General features: G+C 71.7%; 12 protein-coding genes. 3 read left to right on the top strand and 9 right to left on the bottom strand.

The genetic code is table 11. From position 1 onward, the window contains the following. Positions 1 to 21: 21 nt before the first annotated feature. The 4 genes from AC07AB_RS19650 to nsdA form a co-directional block, all read right to left on the bottom strand. Entirely contained in the window at positions 22 to 2,484 is a 2,463-nt protein-coding gene (locus tag AC07AB_RS19650; protein WP_478568273.1) for a [protein-PII] uridylyltransferase, read from the bottom strand. Positions 2,485 to 2,571: 87 nt separating this feature from the next. Beyond that, positions 2,572 to 2,910: a P-II family nitrogen regulator gene (locus AC07AB_RS19645; RefSeq protein WP_478568270.1), complete on the bottom strand. Its 339-nt coding sequence runs from the start codon at positions 2,908 to 2,910 to the stop codon at positions 2,572 to 2,574. After that, a complete protein-coding gene (locus tag AC07AB_RS19640) occupies positions 2,907 to 4,211 on the bottom strand; it encodes an ammonium transporter (RefSeq protein WP_478568267.1) in 1,305 nt (434 codons plus the stop codon). The genes AC07AB_RS19645 and AC07AB_RS19640 overlap by 4 nt, the downstream gene beginning before the upstream one ends. 506 nt (positions 4,212 to 4,717) lie before the next feature. Next, a complete protein-coding gene (nsdA, locus tag AC07AB_RS19635; protein ID WP_478568264.1) occupies positions 4,718 to 6,211 on the bottom strand; it encodes a transcriptional repressor NsdA in 1,494 nt (497 codons plus the stop codon). Positions 6,212 to 6,653: 442 nt separating this feature from the next. Between nsdA and AC07AB_RS19630 the strand changes: the two genes are divergently transcribed. After that, positions 6,654 to 7,349 (top strand): bifunctional DNA primase/polymerase, encoded by a 696-nt coding sequence (locus AC07AB_RS19630; protein ID WP_478568261.1) that lies wholly within the window; start codon positions 6,654 to 6,656, stop codon positions 7,347 to 7,349. A 138-nt stretch (positions 7,350 to 7,487) separates the two neighbouring features. Here the strand turns inward: AC07AB_RS19630 and ftsY are convergent, their stop codons facing one another. Continuing rightward, positions 7,488 to 8,714 carry a signal recognition particle-docking protein FtsY gene (gene ftsY, locus AC07AB_RS19625; protein ID WP_478568258.1) on the bottom strand — a complete coding sequence of 409 codons (1,227 nt, stop codon included), beginning with the start codon at positions 8,712 to 8,714 and terminating at the stop codon, positions 7,488 to 7,490. Positions 8,715 to 9,313: 599 nt separating this feature from the next. Here ftsY and AC07AB_RS19620 point away from each other — a divergent pair. Continuing rightward, positions 9,314 to 10,804 (top strand): purine-cytosine permease family protein, encoded by a 1,491-nt coding sequence (locus AC07AB_RS19620; protein WP_478568255.1) that lies wholly within the window; start codon positions 9,314 to 9,316, stop codon positions 10,802 to 10,804. A gap of 98 nt (positions 10,805 to 10,902) precedes the next feature. Further along, positions 10,903 to 11,895 carry an LLM class flavin-dependent oxidoreductase gene (locus tag AC07AB_RS19615; protein WP_478568252.1) on the top strand — a complete coding sequence of 331 codons (993 nt, stop codon included), beginning with the start codon at positions 10,903 to 10,905 and terminating at the stop codon, positions 11,893 to 11,895. 188 nt (positions 11,896 to 12,083) lie between these two features. On the opposite strand, the gene AC07AB_RS19610 is transcribed toward AC07AB_RS19615, so the two are convergent. The 4 genes from AC07AB_RS19610 to AC07AB_RS19595 all read right to left on the bottom strand — a co-directional run bounded on the left by AC07AB_RS19610 (position 12,084) and on the right by AC07AB_RS19595 (position 18,497). Continuing rightward, positions 12,084 to 13,565 (bottom strand): sugar porter family MFS transporter, encoded by a 1,482-nt coding sequence (locus AC07AB_RS19610; protein WP_478568250.1) that lies wholly within the window; start codon positions 13,563 to 13,565, stop codon positions 12,084 to 12,086. Positions 13,566 to 13,736: 171 nt separating this feature from the next. Further along, on the bottom strand, positions 13,737 to 17,384 hold the full coding sequence (gene smc / locus AC07AB_RS19605) for a chromosome segregation protein SMC (protein WP_478568247.1): 3,648 nt from the start codon (positions 17,382 to 17,384) through the stop codon (positions 13,737 to 13,739). 223 nt (positions 17,385 to 17,607) lie between these two features. Continuing rightward, positions 17,608 to 17,814 (bottom strand): hypothetical protein, encoded by a 207-nt coding sequence (locus AC07AB_RS19600; protein ID WP_478568245.1) that lies wholly within the window; start codon positions 17,812 to 17,814, stop codon positions 17,608 to 17,610. A gap of 401 nt (positions 17,815 to 18,215) precedes the next feature. Then, complete coding sequence (locus AC07AB_RS19595) at positions 18,216 to 18,497, bottom strand: acylphosphatase (RefSeq protein WP_478568242.1); 282 nt, start codon at positions 18,495 to 18,497, stop codon at positions 18,216 to 18,218. Positions 18,498 to 18,545 lie beyond the last annotated feature (48 nt).

Below are 18,545 nucleotides of genomic sequence, written 5' to 3'. Positions count from 1 at the left end.
ATCCGGCCCTCCGGGGTACGGTCAGCCGCCCAGTGCTCCCTGCAAGGTACGCGCCAGTTCCGCCGCCTCCACACCGCCCAGTCGGACACCTCGCGGGCCGGTCACGTAGAAGGCGTCCACCGCGTTCGCCCCCAGCGTCGAGACATGGGCGCTGCGGACCGTGACCCCGGCGTCCTCCAGCGCCCGCCCGATCCGGTGCAGCAGACCGGGAGCGTCCTGGGCGCGTACCTCGATGACCGTCGCGAGCCGCGAGCTGCCGGGCACGAGGGTCGCCGTCGGCGGTGGCGCGTGCACCTGGCGCCGCCGCTTGCCGTAGGCGGCCTCCCGCTCCGCCAGCCGGGCCGCGATGTCCAGCGTGCCCGCCAGCGCGCGCACCAGGTCGGTGCGGAGCCGGACGGCCTGCGGCAGCGAGCCGTACTCGGCGGCGACCCGCCACCTGAGCAACAGGACCTCCGCCCGGGGCGCGGACGCGCCCGCGGCCTCCGCCGGCACCTCGACGGCGCGCAGGTCCGCGGCCCGCACCGTCAGCCGGTGCAGGGCGAGCACGCCCGCCGTCGCGGGCAGTACGCCCGGCTGGTCGGGGACCGCGATGAGCAGCTCGACGCCTACGGGCTCGGCACCGCTGTCCTCGGCCTCCCGCCGCTCCCGCCGGGTGTGCAGCGCCAGGACCGGCCCGCCCGTGCGCCACGCCTCGACGGCCAGGCGCTCGTGCTCAGCCGTCGGCGCCCGCGGTTCGCTCCGCTCCGCGACCGGCTCGCCCGCCAGGACCGCCGCGACGCGCTTGACCAGGTCCGCCACGAGCGAGCCGCGCCACGCGCTCCACGCGGCGGGCCCGGTGGCCAGCGCGTCCGCCTCGGTCAGGGCGTGCAGCAGTTCCAGGGTGCTGCCGCCGCCGACCGTCTCCGCCACGGCCCGCACCGTCGCCGGGTCGTCGAGGTCGCGGCGCGTGGCCGTCTCGATCAGCAGCAGATGGTGGCGTACGAGCATGGCCAGGACGGCCGTGTCCGCCCCGTCGAAGCCCAGGCGTACGGCCACATCCCGGGCGATCGCCTCGCCCGACACCGAGTGGTCGCCGGGCCGGCCCTTTCCGATGTCGTGCAGCAGCGCGGCGACCAGCAGCAGGTCGGGGCGGCCGACGCGGCGGGTCAGCGCGGCGGCCCGTACGGCCGTCTCGACCAGATGGCGATCGACGGTCCAGCGGTGCACCGGATTGCGCTGCGGGCGGCAGCGGACCCGCTCCCAGTCCGGCAGCAGCCGGGAGATCACGCCCTCCACTTCGAGCGCCTCCCAGACCGGCACCGTCGGCTCGCCCGCGCCGAGCAGCGTGACGAGTTCCTCACGGGCCTCGGCCGGCCACGGCACGGGCATCGGGGCGGCGGTGGGCGCGCCGAACCGGCGGACCGCGTGCGGCGAGAGCGGCAGCCCGGCCTGCGCGGCAGCGGCGGCGGCCCGCAGCGGCAGCACCGGGTCCCGGTCGGGCCGCGCGGTACGGGCGAGTACGGCCTCGCCGTCCTGCTCGACGACGCCCTCGGCGAGCGGGCTGCGCTCACCCTCCACGGCGCCCCGTCCGCCCAGCAGCCCCCGCAGCCGGGGCCGCGCGGAGCGGGCGCGCAGCACCCGTTCCACCTCGCGCCAGGTCACGTCGCTCGCGTACGAGACGGCGCGCGCCGCCTCGTAGACCCGGCGCAGCAGCGTGTCCGCGTCCGGCACGCCGAGGTCCGCGGCCACCTGCCCCTGCTCCTGCAGCGCGAGCCGGTCCGTGGCCCTGCCCGTGGCGAGGTGCAGCGCGTCGCGTGTGTCCAGCAGCCGGATACGGGCCTCCTCCAGCCCCTCGCGCGGCGCGTCCGCGATCCAGGACGCGGCGACGGCCCGTAGCGCGGTCGCGTCCCGCAGCCCGCCGCGCGCCTCCTTGAGGTCGGGCTCCAGCAGGAACCGCAACTCGCCGTGGCGGCGGGCCCGTTCCGCGCACAGTTCGGAGAGTTCGGGCAGCCGTTTGGGGGCCTGGGCGCGCCAGTCGGCGTAGGCGGTGGCGCGCAGGGCGGCGGTCAGTTCCGCGTCGCCCGCGATGTGCCGGGCGTCGAGCAGCCCGAGGTGCACCTTGAGGTCGTGGGCCGCCGCCCGCCGGGCCTCGGCCGGGGTGCGCACGGAGTGGTCGAGCGCGAGGCCCATGTCCCACACCGGGTACCAGACGCGGTCGGCGAGGGCGGCGATCTCCCTCGCGTCCGCCGAACCGTCGTGCAGCAGCAGGACGTCGAGGTCGCTGCGCGGGGAGAGTTCGCCGCGCCCGTATCCGCCGACGGCGACGAGCGCGGCGGTCGGGGCCGGGCCGAGGAGCGCGCCCAGCCATTCGTCGGTGAGCGCCGCGAGCGCGGTGCGGCGCGGCGGCCCGGCCGTCGAGTCCTCATGGAGGAGTCGCAGCCGGGCCGCCGCGTAGCCGCCGGGCAGCGGGCCGCCGCCGGTGTTCGTCCGTACGCTTTCCGTCAACTCGGGCTCCCTGTCCCCGTACCGCGTTCCTGTACCGTCCTGCACCGCGCTCCGTGCGGCCTCCCCGCGACCGCCGCGGACCGCGCACTACACCGCGTCCGGGCCGCGCTCCCCGGTCCGTACCCGTACGGCCGTGTCCACGGGCACCGACCACACCTTGCCGTCGCCGATCTTGCCCGTACGCGCGGCCTTGACGATCTCTTCGATGACCAGCTCGGCGTCATCGTCCTCGACCAGCACCTCGATACGGACCTTCGGCACGAGATCGATCGTGTACTCCGCTCCTCGGTAGACCTCGGTATGGCCGCGCTGCCGGCCGTAGCCGCTCGCCTCGGTGACCGTCAGGCCCTGCACGCCGGCGGACCGGAGGGCTTCCTTGACCTCGTCGAGCCGGTAGGGCTTGACGACCGCGGTGATGAGCTTCATGCGTCCACCTTCTTGTCCCTCTTGTCCGTCGGCCCGGTGGTCGCGCCGGTACCGCCCGGCGTGGCGCCCGGTGCGCTGCCGCGGGACTGCGCGACGCCGCCCACCGCGCTGAAGTCGTAGGCGGCCTCGGCGTGGAACGCCTGGTCGACCCCGCTGGTCTCGTCGTCCTCGGCCGCCCGGAAGCCGATCACTCGGTCGACGAACTTGGCGAGGAGCCACGAGACGGCGAAGGAGTACGCCATCACCGAGAGCGCCCCGACCGCCTGCCGGCCGAGCTGGGTCGCGCCGCCGACGCCGTCGATGGCGAGGACGCCGACGAGGAGGGTGCCGATGAGGCCGCCGACCAGATGGACGCCGACCACGTCGAGCGAATCGTCGAAGCCCAGCCGGTACTTGAGGCTGACGGCCCAGGAGCAGGCGGTTCCGGCGACGACGCCGATGACGATCGCGCCCATCGGGTTCACGGCGGCGCCGGACGGAGTGATGGCGACCAGGCCCGCGACGGCCCCGGAGGCGGCGCCCAGCGTGGTGAACGCACCGTGCCGGAAGCGCTCGTAGCCGAGCCAGCCGAGCATCGCGGCGGCGGTGGCGACCTGGGTGTTCAGCGCCATGGTGGCGGCGCTGCCGTCGGCGGCCAGCGCCGAGCCCGCGTTGAAGCCGAACCAGCCGAACCACAGCAGCCCCGCGCCCAGCATCACCAGCGGCAGGCTGTGCGGCCGCATCGGGTCCTTCTTGAAGCCGATGCGCTCTCCGACGACCAGGACCGCGGCGAGGCCGCCCACGCCCGCGTTGATATGGACCGCGGTGCCGCCCGCGAAGTCGATGACCTTGAGCTGGTGGAGCCAGCCGTCCTCCTGCCACACCCAGTGCGCGATCGGGAAGTAGACGACCGTGACCCACAGGGTGATGAACAGCGACCAGGCGCTGAACTTCACCCGGTCCGCGAGCGCTCCGCTCATCAGCGCGGGGGTGATCACCGCGAACATCAGCTGGAAGAGCGCGAAGGCGAAGACGGGGATGCCGGTCTTCCCACCGGTCAGCGTCTCGGCGTCGATGCCCGAGAGGCCGATGTGGTCGAGGTTGCCGAGCAGTCCGGCGCCGCTGTCCGCGCCGAACGCGAGGGAGTAGCCGTAGAGCACCCACAGCACGGAGACGATGCCCAGCGAGATGAACGACATCATGAGCATGTTGAGGGCGCTCTTCACCCGCACCATGCCCCCGTAGAAGAAGGCCAGGCCGGGGGTCATCAGCATCACGAGCGCGGCACTGATCAGTACGAAAGCGGTATCTGCGCCATTCACTGTCGACGTCTCCTCGGGGCGGGCGGCCCGTGCGGGCAGGGGCTCGGTGGGCCGGCTGACGCCACGAGGCTGGCGCAGCGCGGTTTCCGCCGATGCGCCCGTGTGTTTCACCGCGGTGACGAAGGGCGCACGCGCGTTACGGGCGGGTGAATCGCCGAGTGGGGCCCAGGCGCGGCGCTACGGAACCGCTCGCACAGCGGACCGACCGCGGCGATCACCCGGTTGACCTGGCGTGGGGGAGCCGAGTCGGGCTGTACGGGATGGTCGCCGCGGCCGGAATTCGGGGGCCGGGCCGTCAGGCGGGCTCAGGGGCTGGGGGCGGGTCCAGGGCGGGGGTTCTCAGGCGTCAGATCTCCGGATCCGGGTCCAAGACGGGTCTGAGTCATCAGGGTTGGGGCGTCAGGTCTGTGGCATCAGGGTTCGGGCGTCAGGTCTACGGCGTCAGGTCTCAGGCATCGGGGCACCGGCTCCGGCTCCAACATCGGCATCGGCATCGGCCCAGGGCGTCAGATCGCGTGCGCGGCCTCCGTCGTGTCCGGCAGGTCGACGGTGAGTTTCTCGGTGAGGTCGATGACCTCGGCGACCTCACCGAAGTCGCGGGCCGCCGTGTCGATCGTCTTGCGGAGCCGGTTGTTCACCCGCTCCGAGCGCACCCGCTTGGCGACCTTCAGCGCCCTGCCCGCGAGGTCGGCGGACTGCTCGGGCTCGCGCTGCATCAGATGGACCGTCGACATCCCGATGAGGTTGAGCGCATACGATCGCTGATGCTCGGCGTCCTTGCCGAAGAGCTCGACGGCGCGCTGCATCCTCGGGGACGCCAGGTGCGAGTAGGTGGGGCTGCGGCCCGCCACATAGGCGAGGTCGCGGAAGGAGTGGGCGTTCTCCGCGTTCAGTTCGGCCTCGGAGAAGAAGCGGATCCAGTCGGGGTCGTCCTCGCCCGGCGCGCAGTCCTCGAAGGCGTCCTCGGCCATGTTCACGGCGCGCTTGCACTTCGCGGGCTGGCCGGCGTTCGCGTACGCGCGGGCCTCCATCGCGTACAGCATCGCGGTCGTACGGGAGGTGACCTGCTCCCGGGAGCCGTACTGCGCGAGGTGGATCAGCTCCAACGCGTCGTCCGGCCGGCCGAGATGGATCATCTGACGGCTCATGCTGGAGAGCACGTACGAGCCCAGGGGGCGGTCACCGGCCTCCTTCGCGGCGTGCAGCGCGAGGACGAAGTACTTCTGCGCGGTGGGCTGGAGCCCTATGTCGTAGCTCATCCAGCCGGCCAGCTCCGCCAGCTCGGCGGCGACCTTGAACAGCCGCTGGGAGGTGGCCTGCGGCTGCGGCTCCTGCAGCAGGTCGGTGACTTCGTGCAGCTGGCCGACGACGGCCTTGCGCCGCAGTCCGCCGCCGCACTGGGCGTCCCACTGGCGGAACATCACCGTCGTGGACTCCAGCAGCTCCAGCTCCGGCTGGGAGAGCCGGGAGGCGCGCCGGGAGCGGTCCGGAGCGGCCTCCGCGGCCGCGCGCGCGGCGTCGTGACCGGCGGGCCCGGGGACCAGCCAGCGCTGCATCGGCTCGATGAGGGCGGGACCTGCGGCGAGCGCCAGCGACGTGCCGAGGAAGCCCCGCCGCGCCAGCATCAGGTCGCTGCGCGAGAACTCGCTGATCAGGGAGACGGTCTGCGGGCCCGCCCAGGGCAGGTCGACACCGGAGACCGACGGCGACTGATGCGCGGTGCGCAGTCCGAGGTCCTCGATCCCCACGACGCAGCCGAACCGCTCGGAGAACAGCTCGGAGAGGATTTTCGGGATCGGCTCGCGCGGCTGCTCGCCGTCGAGCCAGCGGCGCACCCGGGAGGTGTCCGTACTGATGTGGTGGGCACCCAACTGGCGGGCGCCCCTGTTGACTTGGCGGGCCAGTTCGCCCTTGGACCAACCGCTGCGCAGGAACCACGAACCCAACTGCTCGTTGGGGCGCTTGTCAGCACTGCCGCTCCCACTGCCGTTGTCGCCCACTGGAAGGCCCCCATTCCGACTTTGCTGTGCGCGAACCGCCAACAGAATGCCGCCTACTGCGACTTCCTGTCCGGTGATGCACCGACCCGGCTCCATGTAAACAGCCGTTCCGACGAGGCGTCATGCCTCCGGCATACCCGCCCGGTAGGCACCTCCGGGGTTCATGCACCGAAAGTAATCCTACGATCACGGACATCGCGAGGCCGTTCCGGGAATCGCCACCATTCGCCACCCCACCGAACGGACCCCCGCGCCACTCCGCGCGATTGACTTGGCGCGGGAAGATCAGGAGCTGGCGCAGTGAGGCACGAGGGAGCGAGGCCGCCGCTTCGCACCACCGGCCGCACCACCTCGCGCCCCCCGCGGACGGGTGTCGGCAACCGTGCGTGTTCGTAAGACTCCGGGTCGTAACCATCGGCGAAGACGACCCGTTGGAGGGAGCATGGGCTTCACGATCGGCGGTATCCGGGACATGCGTTCCGGCACTCGGCGGCGCGCACGCGCGACCGGGTGTGCCATGACAGCGATGACAGTGGCGGAGTACACCGGCCTGTGGGGATGGGACGTGGCGCCCGGCGCCCGCGCCACGCGCCACGGATCCGATGGCCGTACGGACTGCTCCTGCGGAGTCGCCGACTGCCCCTCCCCCGGCGCCCATCCGCTGCACTTCGCCCCGCCGGTCGCGGCGGGAGCCACCCTCGACGAAGCGACCGCCGCCTGGGCCGAGGCCCCCGGCGCGGCGGTGCTGCTGCCGGTCGGCCGCGCCTTCGAAGTACTGGAGGTGGCGGAGCCGGCCGGGCTGCACGCGCTGGTCCGGCTGGAGCGGATGGGGCTGCCGCTCGGCCCGGTGGCCGCCACCCCCCACGGGCGCGCGCTGTTCTTCGTCGCGCCCGGCGCGGCGGCCGAACTCCCCGCGCTGCTGTACCGCATGGGCTGGGACGACGCCGGCCTCGACCTGCGCTGCCTGGGCCCCGGCGACTACGTCACCGCACCGCCCTCCGACTTCGCCGGCCTCGGTCCGATGCGCTGGCTGCGCCCGCCGACTCTGGACTCCGCGGGCTGCCCGCCCCAGGCCCGGCTCCTGGTGGGCACGCTGGCCTACGCCTGCCACCGCGCGGGGCCACGCTTCTGCGCCTGAGCCGTCCGCCGGGCCACTGAAGCACTGAAGGGGCATCGGAATCGCGGAAGGGCCCCGTCGCGGCTGTACGCGCGACGGGGCCCTTCCGTATGCGTGGATATGTGTGGCGGCGGCCGGGCGGCCGTCAGCTACCGGTCGTCACTCGCCGATCAAGGCGTCGACGAATGCCTCCGGCTCGAACGGCGCGAGGTCGTCCGCGCCCTCACCCAGGCCCACCAGCTTCACCGGCACGCCCAGTTCGCGCTGGACCGCCACGACGATGCCGCCCTTGGCGGTGCCGTCCAGCTTGGTGAGCGCGATGCCGGTGATGTCCACGACCTCCGCGAACACCCGTGCCTGCACCAGGCCGTTCTGACCGGTGGTGGCGTCGAGCACCAGCAGCACCTCGTCCACGGAGCCGTGCTTCTCCACGACCCGCTTGACCTTCCCCAGCTCGTCCATGAGCCCGGTCTTGGTGTGCAGCCGCCCGGCGGTGTCGATGAGGACGACGTCGGCGCCCTCGGCGATGCCCTCCTTCACCGCGTCGAAGGCGATCGACGCGGGGTCGCCGCCCTCGGGGCCGCGGACCGTACGGGCGCCGACGCGCTCGCCCCAGGTCTGGAGCTGATCGGCGGCGGCGGCGCGGAAGGTGTCGGCCGCGCCCAGCACGACGGACTTGCCGTCGGCGACGAGCACGCGCGCGAGCTTGCCGGTGGTGGTGGTCTTGCCGGTCCCGTTGACGCCGACGACCATGACGACGCCGGGCTTCTCCGCGCCGCTCTCGCCGACGCCGCTCTCGGTGTGGACCATACGGTCGAAGTCGGTGCCGACGAGGGTCAGCAGTTCCTCGCGCAGCAGGTCGCGCAGTTCCTGCGGGGTGCGGGTGCCGAGCACCTTCACGCGCTCGCGCAGCCGGTCGACGAGCTCCTGGGTGGGGGCGACGCCGACGTCGGCGACCAGCAGGGTCTCCTCGATCTCCTCCCAGGTGTCCTCGTCGAGGTGTTCCCGGGAGAGCAGCGTGAGCAGGCCCTTGCCCAGGGAGTTCTGGGAGCGGGAGAGCCGGGAGCGGAGCCGCACCAGGCGGCCCGCGGTGGGCTCGGGCACCTCGATCGCGGGAGCCGCGGGCTCCTCGGCGACGGGCTCCTCGGCAGCGGGGGCCGGGGCCTCGGCCGCCGGCAGGTCCACCTCCTCAATGGTCCGGCGCGGTTCCTCCCGCGCGGTATCGGCTTCCTCGCCGACCTGCGGCTCGGCGGGCGGCGTGGTGACGGACGGGCTGCTCGGCGGGGCCGGCGGCAGCTGCTTCTTCTTGCGGCTGCTGACCACGAGCCCGCTGATCGCGGCGAGCGCGACCACAGCGATGACTACAGCAAGGATGACGATTTCCATAACGGACCCAGTATCGGCCACTAAAGGTGGGGAATCACAGAAGGTGCGAACCTGTGACGGTGCGCGTACGCGCCATCACGCCCCACCTGATTCCGTCCGGCATGACGCCGCTGAGCTGTGCGTCTGGCGCGGCCGAGAGTGTTCGTGCACGTCAGCGGGGGCTACAGCCGTCCCTTCGGTCTCCCGAGTTACTCGACGAACACTCCGGATCACCAGGCACCGACGCAAGGCAGGCGGATGGTACGACCGCACGCCACCTGTTTCCTTCGAGCCTCTGATGCCTCGCCCCTGGCCGGCGGCTGGATCGGGGGCCCGGCGGGGATACCAGGACTCGACGGCCGAATACGGGCCCCACTTGTGGGAATCTCCAATTCCGCTTACGGGTGGCAGCTCACCCATGGGCGCACGGCGACCCTCGCCACCCGAGGCATCCATACCGGTCTGCCCCGGCCCGCGCCTGGGTAGAGGACCAAAGCGGCCAACCGGACGAAGTTGGAGCAAACTACGATGGTGTGGCACGATGCAACGCGCGTAGAGTCCCATCGTCCCCCCGCTGACCAGGCATCCCGCCACTGCATGAATTGCACGGAGCCCTACCTATGGACACAGCGTCCGACGCGGCCTCAGCGGCCAACGCGTCCGCCGCCGATTTCGAAGGCGCCATCGAAGTCCGCGGCATCGAGCCCGTGCCGGACCATGAGCGCCATGGAAGGGTCCGCGAGCTCTTCCCCACGTGGGTCGCCGCCAATATCAGCGTGCTGCTGCTCACCATGGGCGCGTCCCTGGTGGTCTTCAACGGGCTGAACTTCTGGCAGGTGCTGATCGTCGCCGTGTGCGCCGCCGTCGTGTCGTTCGGCATGGTGGGCGTGTTGTCGGTGTCCGGCAAGTGGGGCGGTGCGCCGGGCGCGCTGCTCTCCCGCGCCGCCTTCGGCGTCCGCGGCAACTACTTCCCGGGCGCGATCCTGTGGGTGGCCCGCTTCGGCTGGGAGACCATCAACGCGGTCACCGGCGCGTACGCCGTGCTGACCGTGCTGAACCTGCTCTTCGGCGTCAAGAGCAACACCGCGCTGATCGTCATCACCCTCTTCGTCTTCGTCGCCTGCACCTTCCTGGTGAGCGGCATGGGCCGGAAGGCGCTGAACGTCTGCAACAAGTGGTCGACGTACCTCTTCGGCGTCTTCAGCGTGCTGGTGCTGGTCTATCTGATCGCCAACATGGACTGGGGCAACGTCTTCGGCAAGCCCGCGGGCACCACGGCCATGATGATCGCGGGCGTCGGCACCATCGCCGCGGGCGGCATCAGCTGGGTGCCCACCGGCCCCGACTTCGCCCGCTACCTGCCGCACGCCGCCTCGGGCAAGAAGATCGTCGGCATCACGGTCTCGGGCGCCGGCCTGGTGATGGCGCCGATGGTGCTGATGGGCGCCGTCATGGCGGTCGCCACCCCCGATCTGGCCTCGGCCCCGGACCCCGTCTCCTTCCTCGGCGACATCCTGCCGACCTGGATCGCGGTGCCGTACCTGATCACCGCGCTGGTGGGCATGCTGCTGATCAACAGCCTGTCGATGTACTCGGCCGGGTTCACGGCGCAGACCATGGGCGTCAAGCTGCCGCGCGCCATGGCCGTGTCGATCAACGCCGTCATCTCCCTGGTCGGCGGGCTGCTACTGATGCTGGTGGCGAAGAGCTTCCTGGGCTCCTTCATCGCCTTCCTGACCCTGCTCGCGGTCTCCTTCTCCGCGTGGATCGGCGTCTACGCCGTCGACATGGCGCGCCGCCGGGGCCGCTCGCTGCGGTACGACCCGGACGCGCTCATGGACACCGGCCGCACCAGCCGCTACTGGTACCTGGGCGGCTTCTGCTGGCAGGCGATGACGGCATGGTTCGTCGCGCTGGTCGCGGGCCTGTGCTTCACCAAGGTCGACTGGTTCACCGGCCCGCTGGCCACCACCTGGATCGGGCAGCACGGGCTCGGCTGGGCGACGACGATCGTGATCGCCGCGGTGCTCTCGCTGGCCCTGCCGAAGCCCCGGGAGGGCGCGGCGGAGTCCGGCCAGGAGCCCGCGGCCCGCACTGAGGTCCCGGCCTGAGCCGATCCGACGAACGGGCGCCCACAGGCGCTCTGTTCAATTGATCAGCTCTCGACTAGCGTCCCCTTCTGCCACCCACGGCGAAGGGGACGTCTGCCATGCCCACCACGGTCGTTCGGTTCAACCTCGTCGATCCCGCGGCCACCCCGCAGAGCCTGTCCGACCGCTACCGCGCCGCCGTCGACATGGCCGTGTACGCCGATGAGCACGGCATCACCACCGTGCAGACCGAGGAGCACCACGGCACGGACAACGGCTGGATGCCCTCGCCGCTCACCTTCGCGGGCGCGGTGCTCGGCGCCACCCGCCGGATCTCCGTGACGCTCTGCGCGATCATCACCCCGCTGTACGACCCGCTGCGGCTCGCCGAGGACATAGCCGTTCTGGACCTGTTGAGCGGGGGCCGGCTGGTGACGGTCGCCGGGATCGGCTACCGCCCCGAGGAGTACGCGGCGCACGGCCGCGCCTGGGACCACCGGGGCAGGCTCCAGGACGACGCGCTGGAGACGCTGCTCGCGGCGTGGACCGGCGAGCCCTTCGCGTACCGGGGCCGCACCGTCCGGGTGACCCCGCGTCCGTACACGCAGCCGCATCCGCTGCTGCTGGTCGGCGGCAGTTCGCGGCCTGCGGCGCGGCGGGCGGCCCGGCTCGGGCTGCCGCTGTTCCCGAGCGCGCACCTGCCGGAGCTGGAGGCGTACTACAAGGACCGGTGCACGGAGTACGGGACCGAGGGCTGGGTGCTGATGCCGGCCGCCGAGACTCCGCTGCTGCACATCGCCGAGGACGTGGACCGGGCGTGGGCGGAGCACGGCGCGCATCTGCTGCACGAGGCCCGTACGTACGCGTCCTGGCGGTCGCCGGACATCCGCTCGGCCGTGCGGTCCGCCGCGGAGGACGTCGAGGGGCTGCGCCGCGAGGGCGTCTACCGGATCGTCACACCCGAGGAGTGCGTGGCTCTGGCACGGGAGCGCGGCGGCGCCGACGGGACGGGGCTGGTGCTGCACCCGCTGTGCGGCGGCATGCCGGTCGAGGAGGGCTGGCGGAGCCTGCGGCTGTTCGCGGAACAGGTACTGCCCCAGCTCAAGGACTGAGCCACGGAACGGGTACCGCTCCAGGTCAGAGGCTGAGCCACGGGACAGGTACCGCCCCACGTCAGAGGCTGAGCCACAGGACAGGCATCGCTCCACGTCCGGGACCGAGCCCTGGAACGGGCACTGTCCCGGCTCAAGAGTGAGCCGGGACAGCCACCAGGTGTGAGGAGACGGGCAGGGCGGGGTGGTCAGCCCATCTCCTCCAACGCCTTGCCCTTGGTCTCCTTCACGAACTTGAGCACGAAGGGGATCGAGAGCAGGGCGAAGATCATGTAGATGATGTAGGTCGCCGAGAGGTTCCAGTCCGACAGGCTCGGGAAGCTCGCGGTGATAGCCCAGTTGGCGATCCACTGGGCGGAGGCGGCCACGCCCAGCGCGGCGGCGCGGATGCGGTTCGGGAACATCTCGCCGAGGAAGACCCAGACGACCACGCCCCAGGAGAGGGCGAAGAAGAGCACGAAGCAGTGGGCCGCGATGAGGGCGACGACGCCCTCCGTGTTGGGCAGGGTGCCGCCCGAGGTCTTGGCCGAGAAGGCCCATGCCTCCAGGGCGAGGGCGACCGCCATGCCCGCCGAGCCGATCAGCGCGAGCGGGCGGCGGCCGATCCGGTCGACGAAGATCATCGCGATCACGGTGCCGATGATGTTGATGATCGACGTGGTGAAGGAGTAGAAGAACGAGGCGCTCGGGTCGATGCCCACCGACTGCCACAGCGTCGCCGAGTAGTAGAACGCGACGTTGATGCCGACGAGTTGCTGGAAGACGGAGAGACCGATGCCGATCCAGACGATCGGCAGGAAGCCGGCCCGGCTGCCCAGCAGGTCCTTGAAGGTCGACTTGTGCTCGCTGCGCATGGCGTGCTTGATCTCGGCGACGCGCGTGTCGAGGTCGATGTCGCCGCCCTCGACGTCGGCGAGCACGGCCTTGGCCTTGTCGGTCTTGCCCACGGAGATCAGGAAGCGCGGCGACTCGGGGATGGCGAAGGACAGCAGCCCGTACAGGATGGCCGGTACGACCATCACGCCCAGCATGACCTGCCATGCCTCCAGGCCGATGACCTTGCCGCGCTGATCGCCGTCGGCGAGGTTGAGGATGCCCCAGTTGACCAGCTGTGAGATCGCGATGCCGATGACGATCGCGGCCTGCTGGAAGGAGCCGAGGCGGCCGCGGTAGGCGGGCGGCGAGACCTCGGCGATGTAGGCCGGGCCGATGACCGATGCCATGCCGATCGCGATGCCGCCGAGTACCCGCCAGAAGGCCAGGTCCAGCAGGGCGAAGGGGAGCGCCGAGCCGACCGCGCTGATGGTGAAGAGCGCAGCGGAGATCTGCATCACGCGGATCCGGCCGATGCGGTCCGCGATCCGGCCCGCGGTGGCCGCGCCGATCGCGCAGCCGATCAGCGCGATGGCGATGACCTGGGCCAGCGCGCCGGAGCCGATGTCGTACTTGCCGCGAATGCCCTCGACGGCGCCGTTGATCACGGAACTGTCGTAGCCGAAGAGGAAGCCGCCCATCGCCGCTGCCGCGGTGATGAAGATGACATGGCCGAGATGGTCCGGCTGGGCCCCGCGACCCTCCGGAACCTGCGCCTTCGCGGTGCTGGTCAACGTGAACTCCTGTGGCCCGGCCGCGTTGCCGGGCGTAGGGGGCTGGCCCTCCCAGTGGGGCATAACTTCCGAGAAGCCACCACTTGAAGGTATAAGCAACGTTGCAGACCCTATGCCTTCAAGTTTCGAAGTCAATAGGTCGTGACCAAGAAGTTCTCCCAAGCTTTATCCAGTACGAGCTTCAAGACTTGAAGTCTTGTAGGGGTCAGACCCCAGGCAGGGGGTACACAGCGGTCAGTGCAGCCGCTGGCTGATGACCTTGGACACGCCGTCGCCCTGCATGGACACGCCGTACAGCGCGTCCGCGACCTCCATCGTCCGCTTCTGATGCGTGATCACGATGAGCTGCGAGCTCTCCTGGAGCTCCGCCATGATCCCGATCAGCCGCTGGAGGTTGGTGTCGTCCAGGGCCGCCTCGACCTCGTCCATCACATAGAACGGGCTCGGCCGCGCCTTGAAGATCGACACCAGCAGCGCCACCGCCGTCAGCGACCGCTCGCCGCCGGACAGCAGCGACAGCCGCTTGACCTTCTTGCCCGGCGGGCGCGCCTCCACGTCCACACCGGTGCTGAGCATGTCGTCCGGGTCGGTCAGCACCAGCCTCCCCTCCCCGCCCGGGAACAACCGCGCGAAAACGCCCTCGAACTCCCGAGCCGTGTCCCGGTACGCCTCGGTGAAGACCTGCTCCACGCGCACATCGACCTCCTTGATCACTTGAAGGAGGTCGGTCCGGGTCTTCTTCAAGTCTTCAAGCTGCTCGCTCAGGAAGTTGTGCCTCTCCTCCAGAGCCGCAAACTCCTCCAGTGCGAGCGGATTCACCTTGCCCAGTTGCTGATACGCCCGTTCGGCGGCCTTCAGCCGCTTCTCCTGCTCGGCCCGCGCATAGGGCACCGGCTGGTTGCGCGGGTGCTCCGGGTCCTCGGGAAGCTCCTCGCCGTCGGCCGCAGGCGAGGGCGGTACGGGCTGGTCGGGGCCGTACTCGCCGACCAGGGCGGCGGGTTCGACGCCCATCTCCTCCAGAGCCTTCGCCTCCAACTGCTCGATGCGCAGCCGCTTCTCCGCGCCCAGCACCTCGCCGCGGTGCACCGAGTCCGTCAGCTTGTCCAGCTCGGAGCTGAGTTCGCGCCCCCGGTTGCGCTCCACGATCAATTCCTGCTCGTGCCCGGCCTTCGCGTGCTCGGCGGCCCGCCGCTCCTCGTCGGCCCGTACCAGCGACACCTCGACATGCGCCAGCAGCTGACGGGCGCCGGCCGCGACGGCCGCCGCCACCGCCGCCTCGTGCCGCAGCCGCGCCCGGCGCTGCTCCGCGCGCGCCCGCGCCTCACGCTCGGCGCGCGCTCCCCGGTCCAGCGCGTCCGCCCGCCCCGCGAGCCCCTTCACGCGCTCCTCGTGCGTACGGACCTGAAGCCGGGCCTCCATCTCGGTCTGCCGGGCGTTGGCCCCGTCGGCGGCGAGCCGGTCCCGTACGGAGGTGTCCGGCTCCTCGGCGCCCCCGTCCCCGGACGCGACGGCCTCCTCGGCCACGGCCAGCCGCTCGGCCAGCTCCTCGGCCTCGGCCTGCGCCCCGGCCAGCGCCTCCTCGGCCTTCGCCGTGGACGCCGCCAGCCGCTCGGCCTCCCCCGCGGCCGCCCGCGCCTGCCCGCCGAGCCGCCCGAGCGCCTGCGCGACATGCGACTTCTCGCGGTCCGCGGCGCTGCGCCGGGCGCCCAGCTCCTCGGCCCGCGCCCCCCAGCGCGCCCGCCGCTCGCCCGCCGCCCGCTCCGCGGCGGCCGACTCCTCGCACCGTACGGCCAGCTCCGCGAGGCGCCCGGCGGCCTCGTCCACCGACGCCTGCACCTCCAGCAGGCTCGGCGCACCGGCCGACCCGCCCTGCGCGAAGTGCGCCGCGAGCACATCGCCGTCACCGGTCACGGCCGTCAGCCCGGGCCGGGCCGCGATCAGCTTCTCGGCGTCGTCGAGCGAGCCCACCACGACGACGTCCCGCAGCAGCCGCCGCACGGCGGGCAGCAGACCGTCGGGGGCCCCGACGAGCCGGGCGACGGGCACCGGCCCCGCGGCCCCGGGCTCGGCGACGGCACCCGTACCGGCGAACTCCCCGGGCACCGGGTTCGTACTCCCCAGGTCGGCGCCGTCGTACAGAGCCGTCTCCGCAGGCCCCTCCGGCCCGCCGCCCACGACCAGCGCCGCGCGGCCCGCGTCCTGCTCGCGCAACAGGCGCAACGCTTCGGCGGCGGTGTCCGGGCCGTGCACGGCGAGCGCGTCGGCGGCGGCGCCCAGGGCCGCGGCGACGGGGATCTCGAAGCCGGGGGCCACCGTCAGCAGTTCGGCGGCGGGTCCGAGGAGGCCGGTCAGACGGTCGCCGGCGGCGAGGAGCGCGCCCGTGCCGTCCTTGCGGCGCAGGCCCAGCGCCAGCGCCTCGTGCCGGGCGGCGGTCGCGGCGCGGTCCCGCTCCGCCGCCACCGCCGCCCCGCGCGCCTCGGTCAGCGCCGTCTCGGCGTCCGCCAGCTCGCGCTTGGCGCGCTCGTGCTCGTCGGCCAGCTCCGCGTCGCCCGCCTCCAGCCCGCCGACCTCGGCCGCCCGCTGCTCGTACTCCTCCTCGGCCGCGGCGGCGCGTTCCCGCGCCTCGTCCCGGGCCGCCGCCATCCGGTCGATCTCGGCCCGCGCCGAACCGGCCCGGCCGCGGGCCGCGTTGACCTGGCCGTGCAGCCGGGCGAGCCCCTCGCGGCGGTCGGCGATGGCGCGCGCGACGTCCCGCAGCCGCCGTTCCTCCTGCGCCAGCCGGTTCTCCAGCTCGGCGCGGTGCTCCATCGTGTCGTCCAGGGCCCGGCTCGCCGCCTCCAGCGCGGCCTCCAGCTCCGCCTCCGTCTCGCGGATCCGGGCCGCCTCGCGCTCCATGTCCTCGGGGTCGCGTCCGTGCCGCTCCTCACCGGGGGCGGCGGTCGCGCTCTTGACCCGGGCGTCGGCCAGCCCGACCGTCCCGCGGACCCGCTCGGCGAGCTGCGACAGCTCGTGCCAGGTCTGCTGTGCCCGCTGGAGCCGCGGCGTGAGCGTGCGCACCCGCTCCTCCAGCGCCGCCTCACGCCGCAGCGCGGCCCGCAGATCGGCGTCGGCGGCGTCCTTGCGCGCCTTGAGCGCCGCCTCGTCCTCGATCTCGGCGCGCAGCCCCTCGCGCAAGGTCACGAGGTCATCGGCGAGCAGCCTCAGCCGGGTATCGCGCAGATCGGCCTGGATGACGGCCGCCCGGCGTGCGACGGCGGCCTGCCGCCCGAGCGGTTTGAGCTGCCTGCGCAACTCATCGGTCAGATCCTGTACGCGCGAGAGATTGGCCTGCATCGCGTCCAGTTTCCGCAGCGCCTTCTCCTTGCGCTTGCGGTGCTTGAGAACTCCGGACGCCTCCTCGATGAAGGCGCGCCGCCCCATCGGGTCGGCGTGCAGAACGGAGTCCAGCTGCCCCTGGCCGACGATGACATGCATTTCGCGGCCGATACCGGAGTCGAAGAGCAGTTCCTGGATGTCGAGCAGCCGGCACGTATCGCCATTGAGCTGGTATTCGCTGCCGCCATTGCGGAACATGATCCGCGTGATGGTGACTTCCGTGTAGTCGATGGGCAGCGCGCCGTCGGAGTTGTCGATGGTCAGCGACACCTCCGCGCGGCCGAGCGGCGGCCGGCCGGTGGTCCCGGCGAAGATGACGTCTTCCATCTTTCCGCCGCGCAGCGACTTGGCCCCTTGTTCGCCCATGACCCAGGAAAGGGCGTCCACGACATTGGACTTGCCGGAGCCGTTGGGACCTACGACGCACGTGATACCCGGCTCGAAGCGGAGCGTCGTAGCCGAGGCGAAGGATTTGAAACCTCGGAGGGTCAGGGACTTGAGATGCACGCCGTGGGACTCTACCGGCCGCCCAGCGCCGAGCCCGGCCCCGGCGCGGGCCTGGGGTGCCTCGCTTGTTTTTCGGTTTCACCGGTTATGGTGCAGGGCACATCTGACGGTAAGGAGGCGACGGCCGACAGCCGGAAAAAACGAAGGGACGCCGAAGCGTCCCTTGCGGATTCTCAAGCGGCTTACATTGCAGCCCGACCAGCCCTGGGGTAAGGGTTAGAGGTCAGGCCAGCGCAGGCTCCGCCTGCGGTACGTCGATGCTGTCCAGCAGCGAGCTGCCGTGGTTCGCGGCGGCGTACAGCGCGTCGTTTTCGGCCTGAATCCGGATGAGCTCGGATTCGAGGTCCTGGACACGCTGCTGAAGCCGTCGCATCTCGGAGAGAACTCGGGGGTCGGAGCCGCCGACGTAACCGAGAAGCGCCTTTGCCATGATGGATGGTCCTCCACACTGAGTGACCGACCGAAGCGGTGTGGGTCGTGAGGGATTCGCACCCGCGGTGTCTGCCATCACTACTGTGTTCAATGCCAAACAGCTAAGGTGCGCGGGGCTTCCAGCGTCTCACCAAAAAGTTTGACGGTCAACACGATCACGCCCCGTATCAGGGGGCAACCCAGGGGCGCGCGGCGGCTCAATGCGCGGCGCTTACTCTTCCCGGGCCCGCTGGGGGCATGGAGATCATCCGTGGAACGCAGCCTTGCACGGGAGGTCGCGCTTGGCAACCACCAGGTCATTTCCGCCCTTCGCATATGCCCGGGACGCTCTGACCACGCCTGCGGTCGGTATTCGCCGGGCTCTCGGACAGCCCCCCGTCCGTACGCGCTCTCGCACGGTCAGCGGATCTCGAAACCCTCGTATCCACCGCGCGGTGTGTCCCAGATCTCCGTCACACCGTCGACTCGTCCGGGCGTGTCCCCGGTGCACAGCCAGTCGAGCAGTTGATCGCACCCCGTTCGCGGGCCTTCGGCGACGACCTGTACCCGGCCGTCGGAGAGATTCGAGGCGAATCCGGTGAGGTCCCCGATACGGAGTGCGTTGGCGCGAGTGAACCACCGGAAGCCGACCTCTTGCACATGGCCACGGACCCAAGCGGTCAGACGGACATTCTCGTTCATGTGTGCACGCTAACCGGCCAATTGCTCGCGGAGCACTTCGGCCCCGAT

The sequence above is a fragment of the Streptomyces sp. NPDC044033 genome (assembly GCF_056434425.1).
The sequence above is the reverse complement of the archived record's forward strand: the minus strand, read 5'-3'. Positions and strand labels throughout refer to the sequence as shown.

Excerpts from the sequence above, each read along its gene's own strand:
- AC07AB_RS19645 (WP_478568270.1), bottom strand. The coding sequence starts at position 2,910 with ATGAAGCTCATCACCGCGGTCGTCAAGCCCTACCGGCTCGACGAGGTC.
- AC07AB_RS19630 (WP_478568261.1), top strand. The coding sequence starts at position 6,654 with ATGGGCTTCACGATCGGCGGTATCCGGGACATGCGTTCCGGCACTCGG.
- ftsY (WP_478568258.1), bottom strand. The coding sequence starts at position 8,714 with ATGGAAATCGTCATCCTTGCTGTAGTCATCGCTGTGGTCGCGCTCGCC.
- AC07AB_RS19620 (WP_478568255.1), top strand. The coding sequence starts at position 9,314 with ATGGACACAGCGTCCGACGCGGCCTCAGCGGCCAACGCGTCCGCCGCC.
- AC07AB_RS19615 (WP_478568252.1), top strand. The coding sequence starts at position 10,903 with ATGCCCACCACGGTCGTTCGGTTCAACCTCGTCGATCCCGCGGCCACC.
- AC07AB_RS19610 (WP_478568250.1), bottom strand. The coding sequence starts at position 13,565 with ATGCCCCACTGGGAGGGCCAGCCCCCTACGCCCGGCAACGCGGCCGGG.
- AC07AB_RS19600 (WP_478568245.1), bottom strand. The coding sequence starts at position 17,814 with ATGGCAAAGGCGCTTCTCGGTTACGTCGGCGGCTCCGACCCCCGAGTT.
- AC07AB_RS19595 (WP_478568242.1), bottom strand. The coding sequence starts at position 18,497 with ATGAACGAGAATGTCCGTCTGACCGCTTGGGTCCGTGGCCATGTGCAA.